Origin of the sequence: Sinorhizobium mexicanum, assembly GCF_013488225.1 — a bacterium.
In the GTDB taxonomy this organism is placed as follows: domain Bacteria; phylum Pseudomonadota; class Alphaproteobacteria; order Rhizobiales; family Rhizobiaceae; genus Sinorhizobium; species Sinorhizobium mexicanum.
Map to the genome: position 1 here is coordinate 303,265 of NZ_CP041241.1, position 24,887 is coordinate 328,151.

A 24,887-nucleotide genomic window follows, 5' to 3' on the forward strand; every position below is an offset into this window, starting at 1 on the left:
CATGGCGACGATCAAGGCGCTGACCTGGGACCATCCGCGCGGTTACAATGCGCTCGCCGCCGCTTCAAAGCGCGACGAGGTGATCGCCGCCGGTCTCGACATACAGTGGGAAAAGCAGCCGCTCGAAGGCTTCGAATCTCACCCGATCGCGGACCTTTGCGCCCGTTACGACCTCGTCGTCATCGACCATCCGCATGTCGGTGAAGCGGTGGCCGGCGACTGTCTGCGTTCGCTCGAAAGCGTTTTCGGCGAGGACACCGTGAGACAACTCGGCGCCGACAGCATCGGCCCGTCGCTTTCGAGCTATCGCTATGCCGGGAAGCACTGGGCTTTGCCGCTCGATGCAGCCACGCAGGTCATGGCCTTGCGCGCCGATCATATCGAAGGCGGCGCGCCAAAGACCTGGGATGCGGTTCTCGACGTTTCGAAGCGAACCGGCAAAGTGGCCTTGTCTCTCGCGGGACCCCATGCAGCGCTGAGCTTCCTTTCGATCGCCGCTGCCCATGGCGAGCCGCCGGCCGAAGCCGATCCGGATATGCTGGTCTCCAACGAGATCGGCCGGGCGGTCTACGACCTGATGTCCGAGCTCGCATCGCACAGCCCTCGCTCTGTGCGCGACAAGAATCCGATTAGTATCCTCGGCCACATGGCACACGAGGCCGACGTCATTCTCTGCCCGCTCGTCTACGGCTACGTGAACTATGCCGCACCGACCGAAGGCCATGTCGTCACGTTTGCCGACGCACCACGCCGTACCCCTGGCGGTCGGCCGGGCTCGACACTCGGCGGCACCGGCATCGGCATTTCCAAACGGTGTGATCCGGGCCCGGAGCTGAAAGCGCATCTCCTCTGGCTCATGAGCCACGATGCACAGATCGGTTTCATCCCTGGCCATGACGGTCAGCCGTCCCGGCGGGAGGCCTGGCATGACGCCGGGGTGAACGCCCGCTGGGGCAACTTTTACAAGAATACTGCCGAGACGCTTGAGGCTGCCTACGTGCGCCCGCGCCACCATGGCTACATCGCCTTTCAGGGCAAAGCATCCGCGCTCCTGCGCGACGCGTTCGAAGCGCGCGCTGAAGCGTCGGGCGTGCTTGCTCGGCTGCAGGAACTCTATCAGGCCCACCGTCGGGCTGGCGAGGAGCGATAGGAGAATACGATGACGGAGGAGATCATTTTTGAGGTGGACGGCGCGATTGCGACGATCACCTTGAACCGCCCGGCCAAGCTGAACGCCGTGACGCCCGAAATGGCGGATGCCATCGTGGAGGCGGTCAGGGAATGCAACGACAGCGATGCGATCCGCTGCGTCATCCTGACCGGGGCAGGGGAGCGCGCCTTCTGCGCCGGCTCCGACATTCGCGAACTCGACACCTATGAGACGCCGTGGCAGTTCCGCAATCGTCCGGACTATTGCGACGCGTTCCATGCGCTGCTGAAGCCGACGATCGCCGCCGTGAATGGCTACGCCTTTGGCGGTGGGCTTGAAACGGCCATGGCCTGCGATATTCGCATCGCCGCGGCGAATGCGCAGTTCGCTGCTCCCGAGATCAAGCTTGGCTGGATCGGCGGTGGCGGTATGGCAGCCGGCCTCGTCCACTCCATGGGCATGTCGAATGCCGCGCTGATGATCATGACGGGCGATCCGATCTCAGCCGAGAAGGCGCTGAGCTGGGGTCTCGTCAGCGAGGTCGTCAGCTCCGAAGAGCTGCTGCCGCGTGCACGCGCCGTCGCCGAAACGATCGCATCCCGCGCCCCGATCGCCGCCGAAACCGCCAAGCTGAACCTTAAGGCCGCCGTCTCCATGCCGCATGACAAGGCCGTGGAATACGAGCGCGATCTCCAGACGATCTGCTTTGCCACCGAGGACGCCAGGGAGGGCCGGCAAGCCTTCAAGGAAAAGCGTTCGCCCGTTTTCCGGCGGCGTTAGGGGCAGGCATGGACGCGGGACTCTCCACCATCAAGCGGTTTGGCCGACATCGGGAGGCATCGGTTCTGCTGATGCTCGTCGCTGTCACCGTCTATCTTGCCTTTGCGAGCGACTATTTTCTGTCGCCACGCAATCTTCTGAACGTAGGCCGTCAGGCATCGGTCGTTGCGATCGTGGCGCTGGGGCAGGCGCTGGTCATCATCGGCCGCGGCATCGATCTTTCTGTCGGCTCGGTCATTGGACTTTCGGCCGTCGTCGCGGCGGTTGTCATCCGTGATACCGGTGTAGAGAGCATTGGCCTTGCAGCCGGCCTGCTTACAGGCCTTGCCTGCGGCATCGTCAACGGCCTGCTTTACACTCGGCTGAAAATCAATCCGTTCATAGCCACCCTCGGTACGCTTTCCGTCGCGCGCGGCGTCGCGCTGCTGATGACGGGCGGTATTCCGGTGTCGATGGGCGGATTTGCCGAGTTCGTCGGTGCGGGCCGCATCGCCGGCATTCCGGTATCCTTCCTGCTGATGGTGGTGCTGGCGATAGCCGTTCATATCTTTGCGGTGCGCACTGTGCGCGGCCGGGAGATCTACGCGATCGGCGATAATCCCAAGGCTGCGCGGCTTGCTGGCGTCGACCTCAAGGCGACGCGCTTGTTCGTTTTCGCTTTCTGCGGTCTGCTCGCCGGTCTCGGCGGGCTGATCCTGTCCGGCAACCTGGCCAGCGCCGATCCGAATCTCGGCATGGGCTACGAACTCGACGTAATCGCCGCCGTCATCCTGGGCGGAACCGCGCTCAGCGGTGGCCGCGGCTCGATCGTCGGCGTCGTCATCGGCGCGCTGCTGATGGCGCTTCTCAACAATGCCTTCGTGCTGCTCGGCATCTCCGCCTACTGGCAGGTGGTCACCAAGGGCCTCGTGATCATCTTCGCGGTGGCGTTGGACGGGCTTCAGCGCGGCGGCGACGACGATTGATCATTCCAACGGAGGAAATGAAAATGATCAGCAGACTTCTGAAAACAACGGCCGCTGCCGCATTCGGCCTGGCCTCGATCCTGGCTGCGGCACAGGCGAGCGAGCCGCCGGAAGGCGGTACTGTGGCCGCCGTCGAAAACACCAAGGGGCCGATCAAGATCGCGTTTCTGTCGTTCCAGAACAACCCGTTCTGGACGCCGGTCACCGAAGGCGCGAAGGCTGCCAACAAGTACCTGGAGAACTTCAACGCGACCGTGGATTTCGTCGACCTTGGCAACGAGCTCTCGGCTGAGGCTGTCGTCGCCGGCATCGAGGGCGCGCTCGCAAAGCAATATAACGGCATCGTCGTCGTGCCGATCTTCGACGGCACCGCGCGCATCATCAACGAAGCGACGGAAGCCGGCGTCCCCGTCTTCAACATCGTCGCGGAAGGTGCCGCTCCATCGGAACGTCTCGCCTTCATCGGCCAGGACGCGGCCTCGGCCGGCGAGCAGATCGGCAAGTTCATTCAGGAAAAGACGGGCGGCAAGGGCAAGCTCGGCGTAATCACCGGCTACTTCGGTGCCACCCAACATACCCAGCGCATGAATGGCGCGCTCGACTACCTCAAGGCCAATGCGCCTGACCTTCAGGTCGTCGGGCCGTTCGAGAACAAGGACAAGGCCGAAGAAGCCTATTCGCTGGTCCAAGACATGGTGACCTCAAATCCGGACCTCTCCATGGTCTATGTGACCGCCGGTGGCCCTTTCGGTGCAGCCAAGGCCATCAAGGACCTCGGCCTGACCGGCAAGATCGGCGTCGTCGGATTCGACCACACGCCCGACAACATGGCCTATCTGAAGACCGGTGAAATGGTCGGCCTGCTCGACCAGGCTCCTTATCAGCAGGCCCTCGATGCCAGCGTCATGCTCTACAACTACCTCGTTGCCGGCACTGCGCCGCCCGCGAAGGTCATCCCGGTCGTCGGCAAGCTGCTGACCCCCGCCGATGCAAAATAACACAACCGATGCAATGACGGACGTGGAACGCGGCTCCCATTCCGGCCTATCAAGGGAACCGCTCGTGCGTGCACGGGCGGTCGCCAAGGCCTTCTCCGGCAATGCCGTTCTCCATTCCGTCGATCTCGACCTTTATCCGGGCGAGGTCGTGGGACTGCTTGGCGAAAACGGTGCCGGCAAATCGACGCTGATGCACATCCTGTCGGGCGGCCTCCAGGCGGATTCCGGCAGGATCGAGCTTGCTGGCCAGCCCGTGCAGTTCGGCAATGTCAGCGACGGCATCGACGCCGGCATCAGCTTTGTTCACCAGGAGCTCTCCGTAGTTGGCGCGCTGTCGGTCGCCGAAAATCTCTACCTCGGCCGCTTCCCGAAGACCCGCCTCGGCTTCGTCGACTACGCCTTGATGCGGGCATCGTCGAAGGCCCTGCTGCACAGGGTAGGTGCCGGCAATATCGATCCCGCTCAGGAAGCGGGCGCATTGCGCGCCGGCGAGCAGCAACTTATCGAAATCGCAAAGGCAGCCAGACGGCAGCCGCGACTGCTCATCCTCGATGAACCGACATCCTCGCTCACGCCACACGAGGTCGAAAGCTTCTTTGCCTATGTGCGCACAGCGCGCGCAGCCGGTACGGCAATCATCTTCATTACCCATCGGCTGGAAGAGGCGCTCGGCCTTTGCGACCGGTTGGTCGTGTTGCGCAACGGCGCGATCGTCAGCGAGCGAAAGCCGGCGGATACCTCACGCGATCAGCTCATCGCCGACATGACCGGCAAGCCGGCCATCTACGACTACAAGCCGCGGCCGATCGACCACGGAACGGTCGCGCTATCGCTCAGGAACGTATCGGACGGCCATCATCTCCAGGATATCAACCTCGAGGTTCGGCGCGGCGAGATCCTTGGCCTCTTTGGCCTCGTGGGTGCAGGTCGCACCGAGCTTCTGGACGTCGTGCATGGCGTTCGAAAGCCGATTGCCGGTGAGCTTTCCCTCAATGGACGGCCCTTCTCGCCGAAATCGCCGAGCGAGGCAGTCAAGGCGGGTGTTGCTCTCGTGCCGGAAGGCCGGAAGACGGCAGGCATCCTCCCTCAGCATTCCGTGCGCGAGAACGCGGCCGTCTCCAGCCTTCGCCGGTTTGCAGGCCGCTTATTTTCCGATCTGCGAGGCGAACCAGATCGCATGGCGGCGTTCACCAAAAGCCTCGGCATACGCATGGCCAACGACCTTCAGCCCATCTCCACGCTCTCCGGCGGGAACCAGCAGAAGGTCATCTTCGCCCGCGCGCTGATGGCGGAGCCGCGTCTTCTGCTGCTCGACGAGCCGACCCATGGTGTCGATGTCGGCGCGAAGGCCGATCTCTACGCCATCATATCCAAGGCTGCGGAAAGCGGCCTGACCGTCCTCATGGCGTCGTCGGAAGTGCCAGAGATCCTGGCGCTTTGCGATCGCGTCGCGGTGCTCTCGAAAGGCCGGCTCGCCGGTCTGCTCGACCGCGATCAGATGAGCGAGGAGCGGATGCTGAGGCTCGCCTTCAGCGAGCATTGACCAGGACCGCCGCCGGTCAGTGGCGGCAATGAATGACATTCAATCAAGGGAGGATGAATTGACGACGGAAACCTTGGACAAGTCGAAAGCGCTCGCCAGGACTATCTTCGCCAGCACGATCGGTACGGTTGTCGAATGGTACGACTTCATCCTGTATGCGACGGCGGCGGCACTGATCTTCAACCATCTATTCTTCCCGCAGTTCGATCCGACAACCGGGATCCTCGCCTCGTTCGCGACCTACGCGGTCGGCTTCCTCGTGCGGCCGATCGGCGGGATCGTGTTCGGCTGGATGGGCGACCGCATCGGCCGCAAGCCGGTGTTGATGCTGACCCTCATAATGATGGGTGTGAGCACGACCTTGGTCGGCTGCCTTCCGACCTATGAAACCATCGGCATCTGGGCGCCTGTTCTTTTGCTTCTCCTGCGTGTCGTCCAGGGGTTGGGCGCTGGTGCGGAATATGCAGGTGCGGTGGTGATGGCGGGCGAAGTTGCTGGAACGCGCCGCGGCCTCTTCGCGAGCCTTCCTGCGGCCGCCGTTGACGTGGCGACGATCCTTGCGTCAGGAGTGTTCGCGCTGTTCACCCTGCTGCCGGAAGACGACTTCAACTCCTGGGGATGGCGCATTCCCTTCCTCGCCAGCGGCCTGGTGCTTTTCCTCGGCATCTATATCCGCCAGCGGGTTCCGGAATCGCCGGAGTTCTTGCAGGTCAAGGAAGAGCGCCGTGACACGAAGCTGCCTGTGGTACAGGTTCTCCGCCAGCATCCCCGCACCATGCTTGCAGCAATGGGAGCAAACCTCGCGCCCAATCTCTCTTACGTCTTCCAGACCTTCACGCTGGCTTATGCAACATCGAAGCTGGGCTTCGCGCGCGAGATCGTGCTGACCGGTGTCATGCTGTCGAGTGCGTTCGGCGCGGTAATGTGCGTCGTGTTCGGCGCTCTGTCGGACCGTGTCGGACGCGTTCCGGTCATGGCGATCGGCGCGGGTGTCGCTGCGGTCTATTCGCTCTTTTACTTCCATATGCTTGGCGCAGGAACGCCGTGGACGGCGGTGCTGCTGATCATCCTTGGCCACGCGATCGGCGCGCGCTCCTCTTTCGGTGTCCAACCCGCCTTCTATTGCGATATCTTCCCGACGGAGGTGCGCTACAGCGCGATCGCATTCGCACGCGAGGTCACGGGTGCACTGCTGATCGGACCGCTGCCGCTGCTCGCGACGACGCTGGTCGAATGGTATGGCTCGCCCTGGCCCGTCGCGATCATCACGGCGGTCTATTGCCTGATTACGCTGGTCTCGGTTCTGAGCGTCGATCGCGCCCGCCGTCTCGACGCTGAAGCCGCGAAAGCTCAGGCCAATTCGATGGGGGCGGCCGGGACTGCACGTGTCCGGAAAGAGACAAAAGCCGGCGATTTCGGTCACCTCGGATTCAAGGAGTAATCCATTGGACAGCTCAACCAGCGTTTTCGCCAGCGGAATGTTTGTCGGCCGTGCCTGGTCGCCCGAAGTGGAGGGGCCGATCCTGGTGGCGGTCCGCAACGGCCGTGTCTACGACATTACCTCGAAACAGGCTGCAACCATGCGCGACCTGCTTGAGCTGGAGGCACCGGCCGCATTCGTGAGCAAGGCGGAGGGCAAGGACGTCGGTTCGCTCGCGGAGTTGCTCTCGATCCGGGAGGCTACACTGTCGCAACTGCATCTTCTCGCACCCGTCGATCTCCAGGCGGTAAAGGCCTGCGGCGTGACTTTTGCGCGCTCCATGATCGAGCGGGTGATCGAAGAGCGCGCCGCCGGCAACCCCGAGCGCGCCGCCGGCATCCGCGAAAAGGTCGCCCAGATCATCGGCACGAGCTTGCGCGATCTGAAGGCGGGCTCCGAGACCGCGCAGAAGGTCAAGGCCGCGCTGATCGAGGAAGGCCTCTGGTCGCAATATCTCGAAGTCGGGATCGGCCCGGACGCGGAAGTCTTCACCAAGTCACAGGTGATGTCCTCGGTCGGAACGGGTGCTGCTGTCGGCCTGCATCCGATCTCGAACTGGAATAACCCCGAGCCGGAGATCGTGCTGGCCGTTGACAGCCAAGGCAAGATCAAAGGCGTCACCCTCGGCAACGACGTCAATCTTCGCGATGTCGAGGGTCGCTCCGCGCTCCTCCTCGGCAAGGCCAAGGACAACAACGCCTCCTGTGCGATCGGCCCGTTCTTCCGTCTGTTCGACGACACTTATTCGATCGAGGACGTCCGCAATGCGGAACTCGATCTCGCCGTCGAAGTTGAGGATGGTTTCGTGCTGCGCGGCAAGAGTTCCATGAAGGAAATCAGCCGCGATCCCCTCGATCTCGTCGCCCAGACCCGCGGCCGGCACCACCAATATCCCGACGGCTTCGTGCTCTTCCTCGGCAAGCTCTTCGCACCCGTCGAGGACCGCGACGCGCCGGGCCAAGGCTTCACGCACAAGATCGGCGACGTGGTGACCATCTCCAACGGCCAGCTCGGTGCGCTCGTCAACCGTGTGAAACTCTCGACCGAGTGCCCGGAATGGACGTTCAGTGCCTCGCATCTGATGCGCAACCTGGCACGGCGTGAGCTGATCTAGTCTCGTTCATCCGTGGTCTTCGCCGCGCAACCGAGCGGTTTGCCGGGCAGTCGGTCCCGGTTTCCGCCCTTCGCGCGGTGTAGTGACCCTGTAACCAGTCAAGGTGCGCGCGAACTGGCTCCGGCGCTGAAGCGCCTCGTATGCGCATTGTATTGCTGGACGGCGCCATTGCTCGAGGCATCTCGCCAGTGAATGGCAAGTGGATTTCTGAGTTTGAACGGCCATCCCCTAGCGGATCACGCGTCAGGTTGCGGTCGGTGCCTATTGTCGGAGGCGAGCCTGGCAGCGATCGGCCATTTGCATCTTGCAAAGCGGCTCCATATGTGAACAATATCTTTACATAAGAAAAACGAGGAGGAGATCATGCTCGACGACTGCGGTCGCGCCCTTTTGATAAGCACGACCAATAATGGCCAACTGCGGAACCTGGCGCGAATCTGTGCAGGACTTCCTCATGAATGAATTCGCACCGACCGTCGGCGTCTCGACGACGCGCCCCTCCGACATGCCGGACGATCATGCGGCCCTTCCGGTCTGGAACGCGGAGAATTGGTTTTACGAGGACTGGCCGGTCGGTCAGCGCATTCGTTCGTTGCGCAGGACGATCTCGGAGAGCGACAGCCACCTGTTCAACACGCTGGTCGTCGACATTCACCCTTACGTCCAGGATCAGATGTTCGCGGAGCGCGAAGGAATTTTCGGTCGTCGCCTGGTGGCTGGCGCCTTTGTCTTCTCGGCCGGTCTCGGCCTCGTCGCCACGAACTGTGTCAACGCCTTTTCCTATGGCTACGACAAGCTGCGTTTCATCAAGCCGGTCTTTCTGGGCGACACGATCTACACGATCCGCACCAACATGGACAAAACACCGCGCTACAAGGAGTTGGGCCTGATCCGAGCCAGCTACCAGGTCTTCAAGAACGAGGGCGAACCGGTGCTCTACTGCGAGCACCTGCAGACGGTGAAATACAGGAATCCGGCAGACTTCGCCGGCAAGACAGAGAAATAAGAACAGCGATGCACGAGGAAAACGAACTGCCACTTGCCGGTCTTGTCGTCGTCGACATGAGCCAGTTTCTCTCCGGTCCTTATTGCTCCCTGAGGCTGATGGACCTCGGTGCGCGCGTCATCAAGATCGAGCGCCCGGACGGCGGCGATCTTTCGCGCCGCCTCTACCTGAGCGACACCGAGATCGGTGGCGACTCCACGATTTTCCACGCAATCAATCGTGCCAAGGAGAGCTTGGCAATCGATCTCAAGGACGAAGCGGACGTGGCGGCACTGAAGGCGCTGCTCGCCAGGGCCGACGTCCTGATCCAGAACTTCCGACCGGGCGTCATCCAACGGCTCGGGCTCGACTACGAGGCCGTTCGGGCGATCAATCCACGCATCGTCTACGCTTCGATCAGCGGCTATGGGGAAGAGGGTCCCTGGGTCACGCGCCCCGGTCAAGACCTTCTGGCGCAGGCACGCTCCGGCGTGATGTGGCTGAACGGCGACGAAGCGCAAGGGCCGGTCCCTTTCGGTCTTGCCGTTGGCGACATGCTTGCCGGCGCCGCCGCCGCACAGGGCATTCTCGCTGCCCTCGTCCGCCGCGGCATATCCGGCAAAGGCAGCCTCGTTGAAACGAGCCTGCTCGAAGCGCTGGTCGATTTCCAGTTCGAGGTGCTGACGACCCACCTCAACGATGGCAGACGGCTGCCGAAGCGCTCCGATTTCCGCAGCGCTCACGCTTATCTGTCCGCACCTTATGGGGTCTATCCGGCCAAGGATGGCTATCTCGCCATTGCGATGACGCCGATCTCAAGACTTGCCCAGCTGCTCGAGATGCCGCAGCTCGCACCCTATTGCGACGACCCGTCTTCCTGGTTCTCCGCGCGCGACGAGATCAAGACCCTGATCGCGGAGCGCATCGGCGAGAACACCGTTGGCCATTGGTTGGCAGTGCTCGAACCGGCCGACATCTGGTGCGCTCGCGTGCTCAACTGGAACGAGTTGCTTGAGAGCGACGGTTTTCGCGTCCTCGACATGCTGCAGACCGTCAATCGCGAAGACGACGTGTCGATCCTGACGACGCGTTCGCCGCTGCGGGTCAACGGTCGGCGCGCTCAGGTCGACCGCGCGGCCCCACGGATCGGCGAACACAGTGCATCCATTCGCGAGGAATTCGGCCTATGAGCATCACCTTGAAAGGCATGACGTGGAGCCATCCGCGCGGCTACGATCCCATGGTGGCGTGTTCCCGGCTCTGGCAGGAAAAGACCGGGGTTGCCATCCACTGGGAGAAGCGCTCGCTGCAGGATTTCGAGACCTATCCGGTCGAGGAACTGGCCAAGGCTTATGACCTGATCGTTATCGATCACCCGCATGTCGGGCAGATCACCAACGAAGGGTGCCTCGCGCCCCTCGACGTGGCCGGCCGGGAGGCCGAATGTCAGGCGCTGGCTGCGAGCTCAGTCGGGCAATCCTATCCAAGCTACGCCTGGAACGGGCGCCAATGGGCCTTTCCGATCGATGCTGCGACACAGGTCCAGGCCTGGCGTCCGGACCTTGGCGACCGTGTTTCGAACTGGTCCGACCTGCTTTACCTCGCCCGCACGGGTGCCGTGCTGCTGCCGCTGCGGCCGCCGCATTCGCTGATGAGCTTCTATACTCTCTGCGGCAATCTCGGTCATCCCTGCGCGGTGGACGGACAAACAGACCTCGTCGACCACGAAGGGGGTGTGGCCGCCTTCGAGATGCTTCGTGAGCTTGTCTCGCTTATCGATCCAGCCTGCTTCGAGATGGATCCGATCGCTGTACTGGAGGCGATGTCAGGACCGGAGGCAACGGCCGCCTGCGCCCCGTTGATTTACGGCTATGTCAGCTATTCCATTGCCGGTTTCAGGCCATCGCTTATCCTGTTTGGCGACATCCCGGTTGCCGGCCAGAATGGCCCGAGCGGTTCTGCGCTCGGTGGAACAGGAATTGCCGTCTCCGCCTTCTCGTCGTCCATCAGGCAAGCGAGCGATTTTGCCTATTGGGTTGCAAGCGGAGAGGTGCAGCGCCAGACCTACGCCTTTGGTGGCGGACAAGCCGGACACGGCGACGCCTGGGACGACGATGCGGTGAACGCGGCAACGGCCGACTTTTACCGCGCGACCCGCGCGACGCTGGAAGCCGCCTGGGTGCGTCCGCGACACGATGGCTACATGCCATTCCAGCAGGCGGCCTCGGATCGCATCAACAGCGGGCTGCTGCGCAAGGAAAAGGCGAGGCAGGTCGTAGACGATCTTAACCGGCTCTTCGTCGAGAGCTTCGCCAATAAGGTGTGACGACAAACGTCGGAGATGTGCGATGGGCCCGTCTCCGACGCTTGCACAATATGTCCGCAACCGGCGGCTTATGCCTTGCCTGCGGGTGCGCTGCCACGACTGGCCGCGCCGCTCTACGCGAGCCTCCAGATCCGACGGGCGTTTGCCGAGAGCAGCTTTGTCCGTTCGTCAGGACTGCAGCCGTTGAGCAACGCGTGGGTGGTCGCAACCCAGGTGGAGAGGTTGCCGCCGAGGGTGCAGACCGGCCAATCGCTGCCCCAGACGACGCGGTCCCAGCCGAAGACGCCGATCGTATGTTCGACGTAAGGTCGCAGCGTCTCGGCATTCCAGCTTTCATCGGCATAGGCGACGACGCCGGAAATCTTGGCGACAACGTTCGGCCGTCGCGCGATCTCGCTTATGTGCTCGCACCAGGGATGCTCGGCGCCGCTGCGAATATCGGGAACACCGCAATGGTCGAGCACGAACTGCAGATCGGGCACGAGATCGGCAAGAGCGATGGCCTTTGGGATCTGGTGCGGCAAGACGCAGAGATCGAAGGTAAAGCGGCTGCCGGCAAGCCGCTTGAGGTTCTCGCGGAAGACGGCACCGTCGGACAGATCGTCGGGGACGACATGCAAGACGCGACGAAAACCCTTGACGAGAGGATCGCCCTGCTGCCGTTCGAGATAGGCGGCGAAGCCATCCTCTTCCGGGCGGCACGCGGCAATCGCGCCCTTGAGCAGACTGCCCTCCCGTCGTGAAAGCTGCCCAACTTCGCTGGTCTCCATCTCGATCTCACGCGGATCGACATCGACTTCCATGTGCAACGCGGTATCGATGCCGACACGCCGAGCTTCCGCCTCATAAGTCGAATAGAGAAAGTCCCGATCCAGGGCGGGAACACCTCCTAGCCAAGGATAGGTCAGCGCGGACTTGTTGATGAGATGCAGATGGGTATCGACGATCAAGATCAGGCCTCCTCCGTATGCCTCACCCTCTCACATAAGAAGAACCCATTCAAATAAGAAATTTTGCGGGTTGATCGTGACGTCAAGCGCCGACGCTTTTGTCGGCGCCTGCTCATTCAGACGATTGCGCCACGTCCGATCCAGCGAGCACCGAAAGCTGTGTCGCCGCGTTGCGCAAGAGCGATATGGTCTCGGTGATATCGGGAGCAGATGGCGCGTTGACCAGCGCGATATAGGGAATGGTCAGGGCTGCGATGCCGCGTCCATCGGGACCAAGAATGGGAGCTGAAAGGTTGTAGACCCCTGCCGTCTGCGCGCTCGCCATCATTTCGTAGCCACGCTCGCGGATCTGGTCGAGACGCGCATAGAATTCCGGCCCGAGCGAGATCTCGTCCTTGCTGCGTGCGTGCTCGGAAATCATCATCTCACGCTCCTCAGGGGTGCGGAAGGCGAGCAGAACATGCCCGGAACCGGTGTCGAACAGGCTGATATGTGAGCCGACCCTAATCGAGATACCCCAATAGTCCGGCGCTTCCTGCTGGGCAATGACCACGGCGGAGCCTCGATCGAACACCGTCAACTGGTTTGCCTGCTTGGACTTTTGCGCAAGGTCGCGCATCAGAGGCGTCGCATAGGAGACGAGGCGCCGCACCGGCGCGTGCAACTGGGCTAGACCGAAAAGCTTCAGTGTCAGGGCATAGCGGTCGCCATCGATACGCGTGACATAGCCACGGCGCACGAGCCGGTCGAGCATCCGGTAGAATTCGTTCGGGCTGCGATTGAGCCTCTTCGATATCTCAGCCTGCGTCAGGCCGCCATCGACGCTCGCAAGCAGTTCGAGAATGTCAAGTCCCTTGTCCAGCGCGGGGGCGCGGTAGCGATCGGAGTCTTCAGCGTCCATGAGCGTCCTCCTTAGTGAATAGGAATATCCATATACGCAGAGAGAGCCGTCGACAAAAGAAAGTTTGCCCTTGACGGACGATAAAATCGTTGTTTGTATATGAATTAGTTTCTCACAAATGAGAAATGCGCGCCGGGAATAGGGGCGCTTCAGTGGAGGAGAGGTTATGAACAGGCTGCTTTCCGGCGTCTCGGCCGGAGTCATCATGCTCGCCTGCGCAGTGGGAGCGGCCAGTGCCGCGGAACTGCCCGGCAAGTTCGAGGGCGTCACCATCGACGCCAAGCTGATTGGCGGACAGCAATACGAAAAGCTCTATGAGCGGATCGCGGAATGGGAGAAGGCGACCGGCGCCAAGGTCAACATCCTGTCGAAGAAGAACCACTTCGAACTGGACAAGGAGATCAAGTCGGATATCGCCACGGGCGGCATCAGCTGGTGCGTCGGCTCGAATCACTCCTCCTTCGCCCCGCAGTATCCCGATATCTACACCGATCTCTTCGCCCTGCTTCCGTCGGACGAGATCGCGAAGTTCGTTCCGGCCGTAATCGACGCCTCGACGCTCGGCGGCAAGCTCGTCATGCTTCCGCGCGCGCAGTTCGACGTCTCGGCGCTCTACTATCAAAAGAGCCTCTATCAGGACGACGCCAAGAAGGCCGCCTTCAAGGAAAAGTACGGCTACGACCTTGCGCCGCCGGATACCTGGGCCCAGGTCAGCGACCAGGCCGAATTCTTCGCGGCCCCTCCGAACTTCTACGGCACGCAGTTTGCTGGCAAGGAAGAGGCCATCAATGGCCGCTTTTATGAAATGCTGGTCGCCGAGGGCGGCGAATACCTCGACAAGGATGGTCGTCCGGCCTTCAACTCGGAGGCGGGTGTCAAGGCGCTCGACTGGTTCGTCAAGCTCTACAAGGACAAGGCTGTGCCCCCGGGCACGACGAACTATCTCTGGGACGATCTTGGTCAGGGCTTTGCGTCCGGCTCGATCGCCGTCAATCTCGACTGGCCCGGCTGGGCAGGCTTCTTCAACGATCCGAAGTCATCGAAGATTGCCGGCAATGTCGGCGTCAAGGTTCAACCGGCAGGCTCCTCGGGCAAGCGCACAGGCTGGTCCGGTCACCATGGCTTCTCGGTTACGGAGGATTGCGCCAACAAGGAGGCGGCCGCATCGCTCGTCTGGTGGCTGACCAACGAGGACAGCCAGAAACTGGAATCGGCGTCCGGTCCGCTGCCGACGCGCACCGCCGTGTGGGAGTACAACATCAAGGCTGCCGAAGGCGACGCCTACAAGACCGAGGTGTTGCAGGCGTTCCAGGAAGCGGCCAAACACGCATTCCCGGTTCCGCAGACGGCGGAATGGATCGAAATCTCCAACGCCGTCTATCCTGAACTCCAGGCCGCCATCCTCGGCGACAAGACGTCGAAGGAGGCGCTCGACGCCGCCGCCGAAAAGGCAACCGGCATCCTGGAAGATGCTGGAAAGCTCTGAACGGTAAATAAGCAAGGCGGCGCCGATACCAAGGTGCCGGCGCCGCCTTCGCCCATTCCTGCGCAGCTCCTCGGATCAAGGCGACCCGAGGGAAAATCATGCCGCAAGTTTCAGCCTTGCAGCGCCCCTTGCGCGCCGCGCCTGACGCGCGGCGTTGTCATGTCACCCTCAGGAATGCCTGATGAAGCTCAAGAAACTGTCTGCGCCGGTCCTTCTGCTGCTGCCGGCCTTTGTCGTGCTGGCAGCGGTCATCGTGCTGCCGCTTGTCTTTTCATTTTATTCGAGCTTCACGCCGTTTCGGTTGACCAAGCCTGAATCCCTCTGGATCTTCGTCGGTCTGCGCAATTACATCGCGGTGTTGAGCAACTGGGATTTCTGGATTGCCTTCGGCCGTACCGTCCTGCTGCTCACCATCGCCCTGAACACGGAGATGCTGCTTGGCCTGGGCCTCGCGCTGCTCGTCGACAAGGCCACTCACGGCCAGCGGCTGCTTCGCACGGTGATGATGTTTCCGATGATGTTTTCCCCCGTGCTCGTCGGCTTCCAATTCAAGTTCATGTTCAACGACAACATCGGTTTCGTGAACAACGCGCTGCAGTCGCTCGGGCTGACGGATCGAGCCATCCCGTGGTTGATCGACGGCAATCTTGCGCTCGTCTCGATCATCATTGCCGAGGTCTGGTCATCGACCGCAGTCTTCGCCATCCTCATCCTTGCCGGACTTCTGGCCATGCCCAAGGATCCGGTCGAGGCAGCGCATGTTGACGGTTGCACGCCGTGGCAGACCTTCCGCTACGTCACCTGGCCCTATCTGATGCCGTTTGCCTTCATCGCCATGACGATCCGCTCGCTCGACGTCGCACGCGCTTATGACATCGTGAAAATCATGACCGATGGCGGACCGGCCAAGCGCACCGAGCTTCTGTGGACCTTGATCGGCCGTACGGCCTATGCCGACGCGCGCATGGGGATGGCGAACGCCATGGCCTACGTCGCCATTCTGCTTTCGATCGTCTTCACCGTCTATTTCTTCCGCAAGCTCGCCGCCGCGCGCCAGCAGATCGGAGCCGAGTGGTAATGGATATCAATTCGTCGCATCGCCTGCGCCGGCGCCTCCTGAAAACGGCGCATCTGATCGGGCTGTTTATTGCTATGGCCGTGATCTGCCTGCCCGGCCTGTGGATCGTGCTGTCGTCGCTGCGTCCAACGGTCGAGATCATGGCAAAACCGCCGGTCTGGATCCCGGAAAGCCTGTCACTCGATGCCTATCGCGCCATGTTCTCCGGGGCCGGGCAGGGCGGGGTGCCCGTCTGGGACTATTTCCGCAACTCGCTGATCATTTCCGTCACGTCGACGGTGGTTGCTCTGGCGATAGGCATGGCGGGCGGTTACGCTTTTGCCCGCTATCGCTTCAAGGCAAAGTCGGCGATCTTTCTCGGCTTCATGCTGACGCGGGCGGTGCCCGGCATCGCGCTCTCGCTCCCGCTCTTCATGATCTATGCCCGCACCGGCATCATCGATACCCATTTCAGCCTGATCCTGACCTATGTCGCGCTGAACGTGCCGTTCACCATCTGGTTGATCGACGGTTTCTTCCGCCAGGTTCCAAAGGATCTCGCCGAAGCCGCGCAGATCGACGGTTGCACGCCCTGGCAGGCTTTCTGGCAAGTGGAGTTTCCGCTTGCCGGTCCCGGAATCGCGTCCGCCGGCATCTTCGCTTTCCTAACTTCCTGGAACGAATATGGCCTGGCGTCGCAAATCACCCGCTCGGTCAATTCGAAAACCCTGCCCGTTGGCCTGCTCGACTATACCGCCGAGTTCACGATCGATTGGCGCGGCATGTGCGCGCTCGCCGTGGTCATGATCGTTCCGGCGCTCACGCTCACCTTCATCATTCAAAAGCACCTCGTTTCGGGCCTCACCTTCGGCGCGGTGAAAGGATAACATTCATGGCTCCTGTCACCCTCAGGAAACTTGTCAAACGCTATGGCGCGCTCGACGTCGTTCACGGCATCGATCTCGAGGTGAAGGACCGCGAGTTCATCGCGCTCGTCGGCCCCTCCGGTTGCGGAAAATCGACGACACTGCGGATGATCGCTGGCCTCGAGGATGTCAGCGACGGTGCAATCGAGATCGGCGGCCGCAAGGTTAACGACCTGCCGCCGCGCGCCCGCAACATCTCGATGGTCTTCCAGTCCTACGCGCTCTATCCGCATATGACTGTCGCGGAGAACATGGGTTTCTCGCTGAAGATCGCCGGCCGCTCTGCGGCTGAAATCAAGGCGCGCGTCGAAGAGGCTGCAACCATTCTCGACCTTGGCCATCTGCTGGAGCGCCGTCCGTCGCAACTTTCGGGCGGCCAGCGTCAACGCGTGGCCATGGGGCGTGCGATCGTGCGTCAGCCCGATGTCTTCCTGTTTGACGAGCCGCTGTCGAACCTCGACGCGAAGCTGCGAACCCAGGTCCGCACCGAAATCAAGAAGCTGCATGCGCGCATGCAGGCGACGATGATCTATGTGACCCATGACCAGGTCGAGGCGATGACGCTCTCCGATCGCATCGTCATCATGCGCGACGGCCATATCGAGCAGGTCGGGACGCCGGAGGAAGTGTTCCAGCGGCCCGCCACGAAATTCGTCGCCGGCTTCATCGGTTCGCCGCCGATGAACATGGACGAAGCCATCGTCGATCAAGGACAGCTGGTCTTTGCGACCGGCATCCGCCTGCCGATCCCGCCCCGATTTGTCGGTGCTGTTCGTGCAGGACAGAAGGTCACCTTCGGCCTGCGCCCGGATGACATCTATCCCTCGGGGCATGGACTTCATGCGGGCGATGCCGCTGCCGTGCATGAGGCCGATCTACCGGTCACAATTACGGAACCGCTCGGCAACGAGACTCTGGTGTTTATCCAATTCAATGGTCGCGACTGGGTTTCGCGCATGCTCAATCCGCGTCCCCTGCGCTCCGGCGAACGTGTGCGCATGAGCTTCGACCTTTCGCGCGCCCATCTCTTCGATATCGAGACCGGAAAGGCGATGGGACGCTGACATGGCAAGGATCGAGAAAATTGAGCTGCGCATGGTCGATCTGCAGCCGAAGGTGAAGCGGACCGACGCGATCCAGAGCTTCGTCAGCCAGGAAACGCCGATCGTCACCATAACGGATTCCGATGGCGCAACCGGCACCGGCTACAGTTACACGATCGGCACCGGCGGATCCTCCGTCATGCGCCTGTTGTCCGATCACCTCGTTCCGATCCTGATCGGCGAGGACGCCGATTGCATCGAGGCCATATGGCACAAGATGGAGTTTGCCACCCATGCCACGACGATCGGCGCGATAACGGCGCTGGCGCTGGCCGCCGTTGACACCGCCCTTTGGGACCTGCGCGCCCGCAAGCAGAAGCTGCCGCTCTGGAAGCTCGCCGGTGGCGCCAAGGACAGTTGCCCGCTCTACACCACCGAAGGCGGCTGGCTGCATATCGAAAAGGAAGCCCTCGTCGAGGATGCTCTCCAGGCCAAGGCCAGGGGTTTTTCCGGCTCCAAAGTCAAGATCGGCAAGCCGCACGGATCCGAAGACTATGACCGCCTTTCGGCCATGCGAAAGGCGCTCGGCGATGGCTTCGAGATCATGACCGATTGCAACCAGGGTTTCTCCGTCGATGAGGCGATCCGCCGGGCCACACGCCTGAGGGAGCTGGATCTGGCCTGGATCGAGGAGCCGTTGCCGGCCGACGACCTCGATGGCCACATCCGCCTGACCCGCTCGACGCCGACCCCGATCGCCGTCGGCGAATCCATGTATTCGATACGGCATTTCCGGGAGTATATGCAGAAGGGGGCCTGCTCGATCGTGCAGGTCGACGTCGCCCGCATTGGCGGCATTACCCCCTGGCTGAAAGTTGCGCATGCTGCCGAGGCGTTCGATATTCCGGTCTGCCCGCACTTCCTGATGGAACTGCATGTCAGCCTCGTCTGCGCCGTGCCGAATGGCAAGTATGTCGAATACATTCCGCAGCTTGATGAACTGACGACGACGGGCATGGAGATCCGCGACGGACGCGCGATCGCGCCGTCGGAAGCCGGCATCGGCATTGCCTGGGACTGGGATGCGGTCAACGCGCGCTCTATCGACGAGTTCACCCGCGAATTTACGAAATAGGGGGCTGCCATGCAACGGATGGGAATGGTGATCGGCCTTGAGCCCGAAAAGATCGCCGAATACAAGAAACTGCACGCTGCCGTCTGGCCGGAGATCCTAGCGCTGATCTCCGATTGCAACGTCACGAATTACTCCATCTTCTTGAAGGAACCGGAGAACCTGCTGTTCGGCTATTGGGAATATGTCGGCGACGACTTCGCCGCCGATATGGCCAAGATGGCGGCGCACCCGAAGAACCAGGAATGGTGGTCCGTGTGCATGCCTTGCCAGAAGCCGCTCGAAACACGCAAGCACGGCGAATGGTGGGCGATGATGGAGGAAGTCTTCCATCATGGCTGACCGCTTCGACCCCACGTCCCTGAAGCAATCGTGGCCGGCACCTGAAAACCCGCGGCCGATCGTCATCTTCGGCGCCGGCAGCATTGTTGGCGACGCGCATCTTCCGGCCTACCGAAAGGCGGGCTTTCCTGTTGCCGGCATCTTCGACCCGAACGGCGAGAAGGCAGCCTCGCTTGCTGCCGACTGGGGCATTCGGGCGTTTGCCACCGAAGCGGAGGCGCTGGCCAGTCCAGATGCGCTTTTCGACTTAGCAACGCCGCCGGCCGCCCATGCCTTGATACTGTCGAAACTGCCGGTCGGATCGGCCGCGCTGATCCAGAAGCCGATGGGCGGGGACCTCGCAGCTGCGACGGAGATCCTCAACATCTGCCGCGATCGGCAACTGAAGGCGGCTGTCAATTTCCAGCTGCGCTTTGCCCCGATGATGCTGGCGCTGCGCGACGCAATCGGAAAGGGCTACCTCGGCCAGCTTGTCGATTTCGATGCGTGGCTTGCTCTCGCCACGCCCTGGGGCCTCTGGCCATTCCTGAAAGGACTGCCGCGGATCGAGATTGCAATGCACTCGATCCACTATCTCGACCTGATCCGTGGGTTCCTTGGCAATCCGAACGGTGTGCATGCAAAGACGATAGGTCACCCCAATCATGAGGTGGCGCAGACTCGCACGGCCGCAATCCTCGACTACGGAGACAGCGTGCGCTGTGTGCTTTCGGTCAATCACGATCACGATTTCGGCCGCAAGTTCCAGGCTTGCGAGTTCCGCATTTCGGGGACGGAGGGCGCCGCATACGTCAAGCTTGGTGTCAATCTCGACTACCCGCGCGGCGAGCCCGACGAACTCTGGATCCGTCCTGCCGGCGGCATGGAATGGGTTGAGGTACCGCTCAAGGGCGCCTGGTTCCCGGACGCTTTTGCCAATCGCATGGCCAACCTGCAACGCTTCGCCAGCGGCGAGGACGAGCAGTTGACCGGCTCTGTCGACGACGCCTGGCAGACCATGGCGCTGGTCGAGGCGGCCTATCAATCCAGCGCGCGGCCCGCAACCCCGATCGCGCCACTTCCCGGACGTTGACGATGACAGAACAGACAATCCACTTCGAAGACTATGAACTCGGCCATGTCAGACTGACAACGGGCCGGACGATCACGGAAACCGATTTCGTGGTCCACGCCGGACATACGGGCGATTTCTTCCCGCATCACATGGATGCTGAATTCGCCAAGACCCTGCCGGGCGGGCAGCGCATCGCCCATGGCACCATGATCTTTTCGATCGGCGTCGGCCTCACAGCGTCGCTGATCAATCCGGTCGCCTTTTCTTATGGCTATGATCGGCTGCGGTTTGTGCGTCCGGTCCATATCGGCGACACGATCCGCACCCGCGTGACGATCTCAGCCAAGGAGGGCGATCCGAAGCGACCGACGGCGGGGCGCGTCGTCGAGCGATGCGAAGTTATCAACCAGCGTGGCGAGGTCGTCCTTGCCGCCGACCATATCCTGATCGTCGAACGCAAAGCATAAGGGATCAACCATGACAACGGATCTTTCTGGCAAGGTCGTCCTTGTCACCGCCGCAGCCCAGGGCATCGGCCGTGCCACCGCGCTCGCCTTTGCCAAGGCCGGCGCGACGGTGCATGCCACCGATATCAACGTCGATGCGCTCGCAACGCTGGCGACGGAGGGTAATGTCAAAACCCACCGGCTCGACGTCCTCGACGGTAGCGCGGTCGAGGCGCTGGTCGCAAAGATCGGCCGAGTGGACGTACTTTTCAATTGCGCCGGGTTCGTGCATGCGGGCTCGATCCTCGAGATGAAGGATGCCGATCTCGAATTCGCCTTCGACCTCAATGTCAAGGCGATGATCCGCACCATCCGCGCCGTATTGCCGGGCATGCTTGCGCGCAAGGACGGCTCGATTATCAACATGGCTTCGGTCGCTTCGAGCATCAAAGGCGTGCCCAACCGCTTCGCCTATGGCGTCACCAAGGCGGCGGTGATCGGCCTTACGAAATCGGTCGCCGCCGACTATGTCGCGCAGGGTATTCGCTGCAACGCCATTTGCCCGGGCACCGTGGAAAGTCCGTCCTTGCATGAGCGCATGCGCGCTCAGGGCGACTTCGAGACGGCGCGGGCCGCATTCATCGCCCGCCAGCCGATGGGGCGGATCGGCACGCCGGAAGAGATCGCCGATCTTGCTCTCTACCTCGCCGGCGCGACGTATACCTCCGGGCAGACCTACGCCATTGACGGCGGCTGGACCATCTGACCTCTATCCAAGGAAACAGCACATGAAATTTCTTCGCTATGGCGAACCGGGCCGCGAAAAGCCGGGCTTCATCGACTCCAATGGCACAATCCGCGACCTTTCCGGAGAAGTGGCGGATCTGGCCGGGGATATCCTCGATCCCGAAAGGCTGGCAAAGCTCTCCAGGCTCAACGCGGAGACCTTGCCGGCGGTCGCCGGCGATCCGCGGCTCGGCCCCTGCGTGGCCGGTACCGGCAAGTTCATCTGCATCGGCCTCAATTATTCCGATCACGCCGCCGAGACCGGAGCGACGGTGCCGCCCGAGCCGATCATCTTCATGAAGGCGACGTCGGCGATCGGCGGCCCGAACGACGATCTCGTCCTGCCGCGCGGCTCGGAAAAGACCGACTGGGAAGTGGAACTCGGCATCGTCATCGGCCGCACGGCCAAATATGTCAGCGAAGCCGATGCACTCGACCATGTCGCCGGTTATTGTACTATCCACGATGTTTCCGAACGCGCCTTCCAGACCGAGCGCCATGGCCAATGGACGAAGGGCAAGTCCTGCGACACGTTCGGGCCGACCGGACCCTGGCTCGTCACCAAGGAGGAGGTGCCGGATCCGCAGAACCTGCCGATGTGGCTGAAGGTCAACGGCGAAACGATGCAGAACGGTTCGTCCAAGACCATGGTCTTTGGCGTTGCCTACCTCGTTTCGTATCTCTCGCAGTTCATGTCGCTGCAGCCGGGCGATATCATCTCGACCGGCACGCCGCCGGGCGTCGGCATGGGCATGAAGCCGCCGCGCTATCTGAAGGCTGGCGACGTCGTCGAACTCGGCATCGAGGGCCTCGGCACTCAGAAGCAACGCGTTCGCGCCGACGCCTGAACGCGTACCGATTGGAGCAAAACATGACCCGCATCACCGATCTGCGCGTCTTCGATCTGCGCTTTCCCACTTCGCAGAGCCTCGACGGATCCGATGCCATGAACCCGGATCCCGACTATTCCGCGGCGTATGTCATCCTCGACAGCGACGATCCGGCACTGGCAGGGCATGGCCTGACTTTCACGATCGGGCGGGGTAACGACATCTGCTGCATGGCCATCAGGGCCATGCGTCACCTCGTCGTCGGCCAGAACACCGCGGACATCCTCGCCAATCCGGGTCGGTTCTGGCGGCATCTGACTGGTGACAGCCAGTTGCGCTGGATTGGCCCGGAGAAGGGAGCGATCCACCTGGCGACGGGTGCCATCGTGAACGCGATCTGGGACCTCCTGGCCAAGGAAGCGGGCAAGCCCGTCTGGCGGCTGGTCGCCGAGATGACACCGGAACAGATCGCCGACATCGTCGACTATCGCTACCTGACCGATGTGCTGACCCGCGACGAGGCGATCACCATTCTGCGGAAAGGGGAGCAGGGCAAGTCCGAGCGCATCGCCACGCTCGAGCGGGAGGGCTATGCCTGCTACACGACCTCGGCCGGCTGGCTTGGCTACGACGACGACAAACTGCGGCGGCTCGCCCAAGACGCGATCGATCAGGGTTTCAACCACATCAAGATGAAAGTCGGGCGCGATCTCGCAGACGACATTCGCCGCTTGACGATCGCCCGCGAGGTAATCGGCCCGGACCGCTATCTGATGATCGATGCCAATCAGGTTTGGGAAGTCGGGGAAGCGATCGACTGGATCAAGCAATTGGCCTTTGCCAAGCCGTTTTTCATCGAGGAACCGACGAGCCCCGACGACGTCGCCGGCCATCGCAAGATCCGCGAGGCAATCGGCCCGGTAAAAGTCGCGACCGGCGAGATGTGCCAGAACCGGATTATGTTCAAGCAGTTCATCGCCGAAGGTGCGATCGACATCGTGCAGATCGATTCCTGCCGCATGGGCGGTCTCAACGAGGTGCTGGCGGTCTTGCTGGTGGCGGCGAAGTATGAGCTTCCGGTCTGGCCGCATGCGGGCGGAGTAGGGCTCTGCGAATACGTCCAGCACCTGTCGATGATCGACTATGTCGCCGTGTCAGGGACCAAGGATGGCCGGGTGATCGAATATGTCGACCACTTGCATGAACACTTCCTTGAACCGTGCGTCATCCGCGATGCGGCCTACATGCCGCCGCTTCGGCCGGGCTTTTCGATCGAGATGAAGCCGCAATCGATCGAGGACTACACCTTCCGAGGTTAGACCCGGTGCGTATTCATATATAACGCACCTATTTAAATCATGTTTTATGGGCCGTCGCAGGAATCCTGCGGCGGCTCTATATTTTCCGAAGTTGGCGCGATTTAGGGGCCCTGCACTGTATCATCTGCCATCTTGCGACATCCCTCTTGACGCCCTTGCATCATTCGTAAATAACTTATTCATTCGCTTATGAATGATCCGGAGGGGAGTCCGGAAGAGGAGGATTAATGAAGAAGTTCATGCTCGCCGTCGCCATGGCCGCTCTATCCTATTGCGGCGCGAACGCGCAGGAATACAGCCTGCGTTTCTCGACCTCGCAGGTGAATCCCAACGAGCCCATCGTCAAGGCGATGAAGGCCTTCTCCGAACGCGTCGAGAAGCGCTCGGAAGGCCGAATCGCGATTACCGTGATGACCGGTGATCAGCTCGGCGCCCAGAAGAAGGTCAATGAAATGGTGATGAGCGGTGCCAGCCTGCTCAGCGCCACCGACTACGGCCAGCTCGGCCAGTTCGTGCCCGACATGTCGATCCTGGCCGGCCCTTACGTCTATCCGAGCCTCGAGGCCACGGATCGCCTGTTCGCATCCGATCTCTACAAGGAATTGTCCGGCAAGCTCGAGGCGCAGGGCATCAAGATCATCATGCCCAACGGTCTCTTCGGATACCGTCACATCATCTCCAACAAACCGGTCCGCACCCCGGCTGATCTTTCCGGCGTGACGATCCGCGTGCCGTCCTCGCCGATCATGATGGCGACCTTCGGCGGCTACGGCGCGCGCCCGACGGAACTGCCCTGGGGTGATGTCTACAACGCGCTGCAGACCGGCGTCGTCGACGCCGCTGAGGGGCCATTCGGATCGATCGCCGGCGCGAAGTTGAACGAAACCCGGAAGGTCATCTCGAAGACGGGCCATCAGATCATGTTCACCGCTTGGGTCGCATCCACCCAGTTTTTCAACGGCTTGCCCGAAGACCTGCAGAAGATCCTCCTGGAGGAGGGGCAGACGATCGCCAAGGAACTGACGCAGATGACCCTTGAAACCGACGACGCCTATGCAAAGCAGTTGGCCGATTCCGGTGTCGAGATCGTAACAGACGTCGACATTCCGGCTTTCGTCGAAGCGTCGCGCGTCGCCTATGACAAGGTGCCGAATATCACCCCGGGCATCTACGACCGCGTACAGAAGGCGATGGCGGAGTAGGGCGACGAAGCCGCCTGCTGCCGGCACCCGGCGCTGGCCTGACGGCGACACCGCATCGGGTGATTTGAACTG

24 protein-coding genes are annotated in these 24,887 nt (G+C 61.8%); 22 read left to right on the plus strand and 2 right to left on the minus strand.

The window, feature by feature from the left end; genetic code table 11:
* Position 1 precedes the first annotated feature (1 nt).
* The 10 genes from FKV68_RS25565 (at position 2) to FKV68_RS25610 (ending at position 11,341) form a co-directional block, all read left to right on the plus strand.
* Positions 2 to 1,150: an ABC transporter substrate-binding protein gene (locus FKV68_RS25565; RefSeq protein ID WP_180943325.1), complete on the plus strand. Its 1,149-nt coding sequence runs from the start codon at positions 2 to 4 to the stop codon at positions 1,148 to 1,150.
* Positions 1,151 to 1,159: 9 nt separating this feature from the next.
* Positions 1,160 to 1,930, plus strand: coding sequence for an enoyl-CoA hydratase/isomerase family protein (locus tag FKV68_RS25570; protein WP_180943326.1), 771 nt, complete (start codon positions 1,160 to 1,162; stop codon positions 1,928 to 1,930).
* A gap of 8 nt (positions 1,931 to 1,938) precedes the next feature.
* The gene (locus FKV68_RS25575) at positions 1,939 to 2,895 is read left to right on the plus strand and encodes an ABC transporter permease (protein WP_180943327.1); all 957 of its coding nucleotides are present in this window, start codon (positions 1,939 to 1,941) and stop codon (positions 2,893 to 2,895) included.
* 23 nt (positions 2,896 to 2,918) lie between these two features.
* Positions 2,919 to 3,893: a sugar ABC transporter substrate-binding protein gene (locus FKV68_RS25580; protein ID WP_180943328.1), complete on the plus strand. Its 975-nt coding sequence runs from the start codon at positions 2,919 to 2,921 to the stop codon at positions 3,891 to 3,893.
* 64 nt (positions 3,894 to 3,957) lie between these two features.
* Positions 3,958 to 5,436, plus strand: coding sequence for a sugar ABC transporter ATP-binding protein (locus FKV68_RS25585; RefSeq protein WP_246452753.1), 1,479 nt, complete (start codon positions 3,958 to 3,960; stop codon positions 5,434 to 5,436).
* 58 nt (positions 5,437 to 5,494) lie between these two features.
* Positions 5,495 to 6,877, plus strand: coding sequence for an MFS transporter (locus FKV68_RS25590; protein ID WP_180943329.1), 1,383 nt, complete (start codon positions 5,495 to 5,497; stop codon positions 6,875 to 6,877).
* Positions 6,878 to 6,914: 37 nt separating this feature from the next.
* Positions 6,915 to 8,030, plus strand: coding sequence for a fumarylacetoacetate hydrolase family protein (locus FKV68_RS25595; RefSeq protein WP_180943902.1), 1,116 nt, complete (start codon positions 6,915 to 6,917; stop codon positions 8,028 to 8,030).
* Between the two features lie 454 nt (positions 8,031 to 8,484).
* On the plus strand, positions 8,485 to 9,036 hold the full coding sequence (locus tag FKV68_RS25600; RefSeq protein WP_180943330.1) for a MaoC family dehydratase: 552 nt from the start codon (positions 8,485 to 8,487) through the stop codon (positions 9,034 to 9,036).
* 8 nt (positions 9,037 to 9,044) lie between these two features.
* Positions 9,045 to 10,205 (plus strand): CaiB/BaiF CoA transferase family protein, encoded by a 1,161-nt coding sequence (locus tag FKV68_RS25605; protein ID WP_180943331.1) that lies wholly within the window; start codon positions 9,045 to 9,047, stop codon positions 10,203 to 10,205.
* Positions 10,202 to 11,341 (plus strand): ABC transporter substrate-binding protein, encoded by a 1,140-nt coding sequence (locus FKV68_RS25610; RefSeq protein ID WP_180943332.1) that lies wholly within the window; start codon positions 10,202 to 10,204, stop codon positions 11,339 to 11,341. Before FKV68_RS25605 ends, FKV68_RS25610 begins: the two co-directional genes overlap by 4 nt.
* A 113-nt stretch (positions 11,342 to 11,454) precedes the next feature.
* Here the strand turns inward: FKV68_RS25610 and FKV68_RS25615 are convergent, their stop codons facing one another.
* Both FKV68_RS25615 and FKV68_RS25620 read right to left on the minus strand, forming a co-directional pair.
* Positions 11,455 to 12,291, minus strand: coding sequence for an amidohydrolase family protein (locus FKV68_RS25615; protein ID WP_180943333.1), 837 nt, complete (start codon positions 12,289 to 12,291; stop codon positions 11,455 to 11,457).
* A gap of 112 nt (positions 12,292 to 12,403) precedes the next feature.
* Entirely contained in the window at positions 12,404 to 13,192 is a 789-nt protein-coding gene (locus tag FKV68_RS25620) for an IclR family transcriptional regulator (RefSeq protein WP_180943334.1), read from the minus strand.
* Between the two features lie 166 nt (positions 13,193 to 13,358).
* Between FKV68_RS25620 and FKV68_RS25625 the strand changes: the two genes are divergently transcribed.
* The 12 genes from FKV68_RS25625 (at position 13,359) to FKV68_RS25680 (ending at position 24,815) form a co-directional block, all read left to right on the plus strand.
* Positions 13,359 to 14,678, plus strand: a complete 1,320-nt coding sequence (locus FKV68_RS25625; protein ID WP_180943335.1) for an ABC transporter substrate-binding protein — start codon at positions 13,359 to 13,361, stop codon at positions 14,676 to 14,678.
* A gap of 181 nt (positions 14,679 to 14,859) precedes the next feature.
* A complete protein-coding gene (locus tag FKV68_RS25630; protein WP_180943336.1) occupies positions 14,860 to 15,756 on the plus strand; it encodes a carbohydrate ABC transporter permease in 897 nt (298 codons plus the stop codon).
* The gene (locus FKV68_RS25635) at positions 15,756 to 16,622 is read left to right on the plus strand and encodes a carbohydrate ABC transporter permease (RefSeq protein ID WP_180943337.1); all 867 of its coding nucleotides are present in this window, start codon (positions 15,756 to 15,758) and stop codon (positions 16,620 to 16,622) included. The genes FKV68_RS25630 and FKV68_RS25635 overlap by 1 nt, the downstream gene beginning before the upstream one ends.
* A gap of 5 nt (positions 16,623 to 16,627) precedes the next feature.
* Complete coding sequence (locus FKV68_RS25640) at positions 16,628 to 17,725, plus strand: ABC transporter ATP-binding protein (RefSeq protein ID WP_180943338.1); 1,098 nt, start codon at positions 16,628 to 16,630, stop codon at positions 17,723 to 17,725.
* Position 17,726: 1 nt separating this feature from the next.
* A complete protein-coding gene (locus FKV68_RS25645; RefSeq protein ID WP_180943339.1) occupies positions 17,727 to 18,839 on the plus strand; it encodes a mandelate racemase/muconate lactonizing enzyme family protein in 1,113 nt (370 codons plus the stop codon).
* A gap of 9 nt (positions 18,840 to 18,848) precedes the next feature.
* Positions 18,849 to 19,178: an L-rhamnose mutarotase gene (locus tag FKV68_RS25650; RefSeq protein ID WP_180943340.1), complete on the plus strand. Its 330-nt coding sequence runs from the start codon at positions 18,849 to 18,851 to the stop codon at positions 19,176 to 19,178.
* The gene (locus tag FKV68_RS25655; protein ID WP_180943341.1) at positions 19,171 to 20,250 is read left to right on the plus strand and encodes a Gfo/Idh/MocA family protein; all 1,080 of its coding nucleotides are present in this window, start codon (positions 19,171 to 19,173) and stop codon (positions 20,248 to 20,250) included. The genes FKV68_RS25650 and FKV68_RS25655 overlap by 8 nt, the downstream gene beginning before the upstream one ends.
* A gap of 2 nt (positions 20,251 to 20,252) precedes the next feature.
* Positions 20,253 to 20,699: a MaoC/PaaZ C-terminal domain-containing protein gene (locus tag FKV68_RS25660; protein WP_180943342.1), complete on the plus strand. Its 447-nt coding sequence runs from the start codon at positions 20,253 to 20,255 to the stop codon at positions 20,697 to 20,699.
* 10 nt (positions 20,700 to 20,709) lie between these two features.
* Positions 20,710 to 21,444: an SDR family oxidoreductase gene (locus FKV68_RS25665; protein ID WP_180943343.1), complete on the plus strand. Its 735-nt coding sequence runs from the start codon at positions 20,710 to 20,712 to the stop codon at positions 21,442 to 21,444.
* Between the two features lie 22 nt (positions 21,445 to 21,466).
* Complete coding sequence (locus tag FKV68_RS25670) at positions 21,467 to 22,312, plus strand: fumarylacetoacetate hydrolase family protein (RefSeq protein ID WP_180943344.1); 846 nt, start codon at positions 21,467 to 21,469, stop codon at positions 22,310 to 22,312.
* A gap of 23 nt (positions 22,313 to 22,335) precedes the next feature.
* Positions 22,336 to 23,613, plus strand: a complete 1,278-nt coding sequence (locus tag FKV68_RS25675) for an L-fuconate dehydratase (protein WP_180943345.1) — start codon at positions 22,336 to 22,338, stop codon at positions 23,611 to 23,613.
* Between the two features lie 227 nt (positions 23,614 to 23,840).
* Positions 23,841 to 24,815, plus strand: a complete 975-nt coding sequence (locus tag FKV68_RS25680; protein ID WP_180943346.1) for a C4-dicarboxylate TRAP transporter substrate-binding protein — start codon at positions 23,841 to 23,843, stop codon at positions 24,813 to 24,815.
* The last annotated feature ends 72 nt before the right edge of the window (positions 24,816 to 24,887 follow it).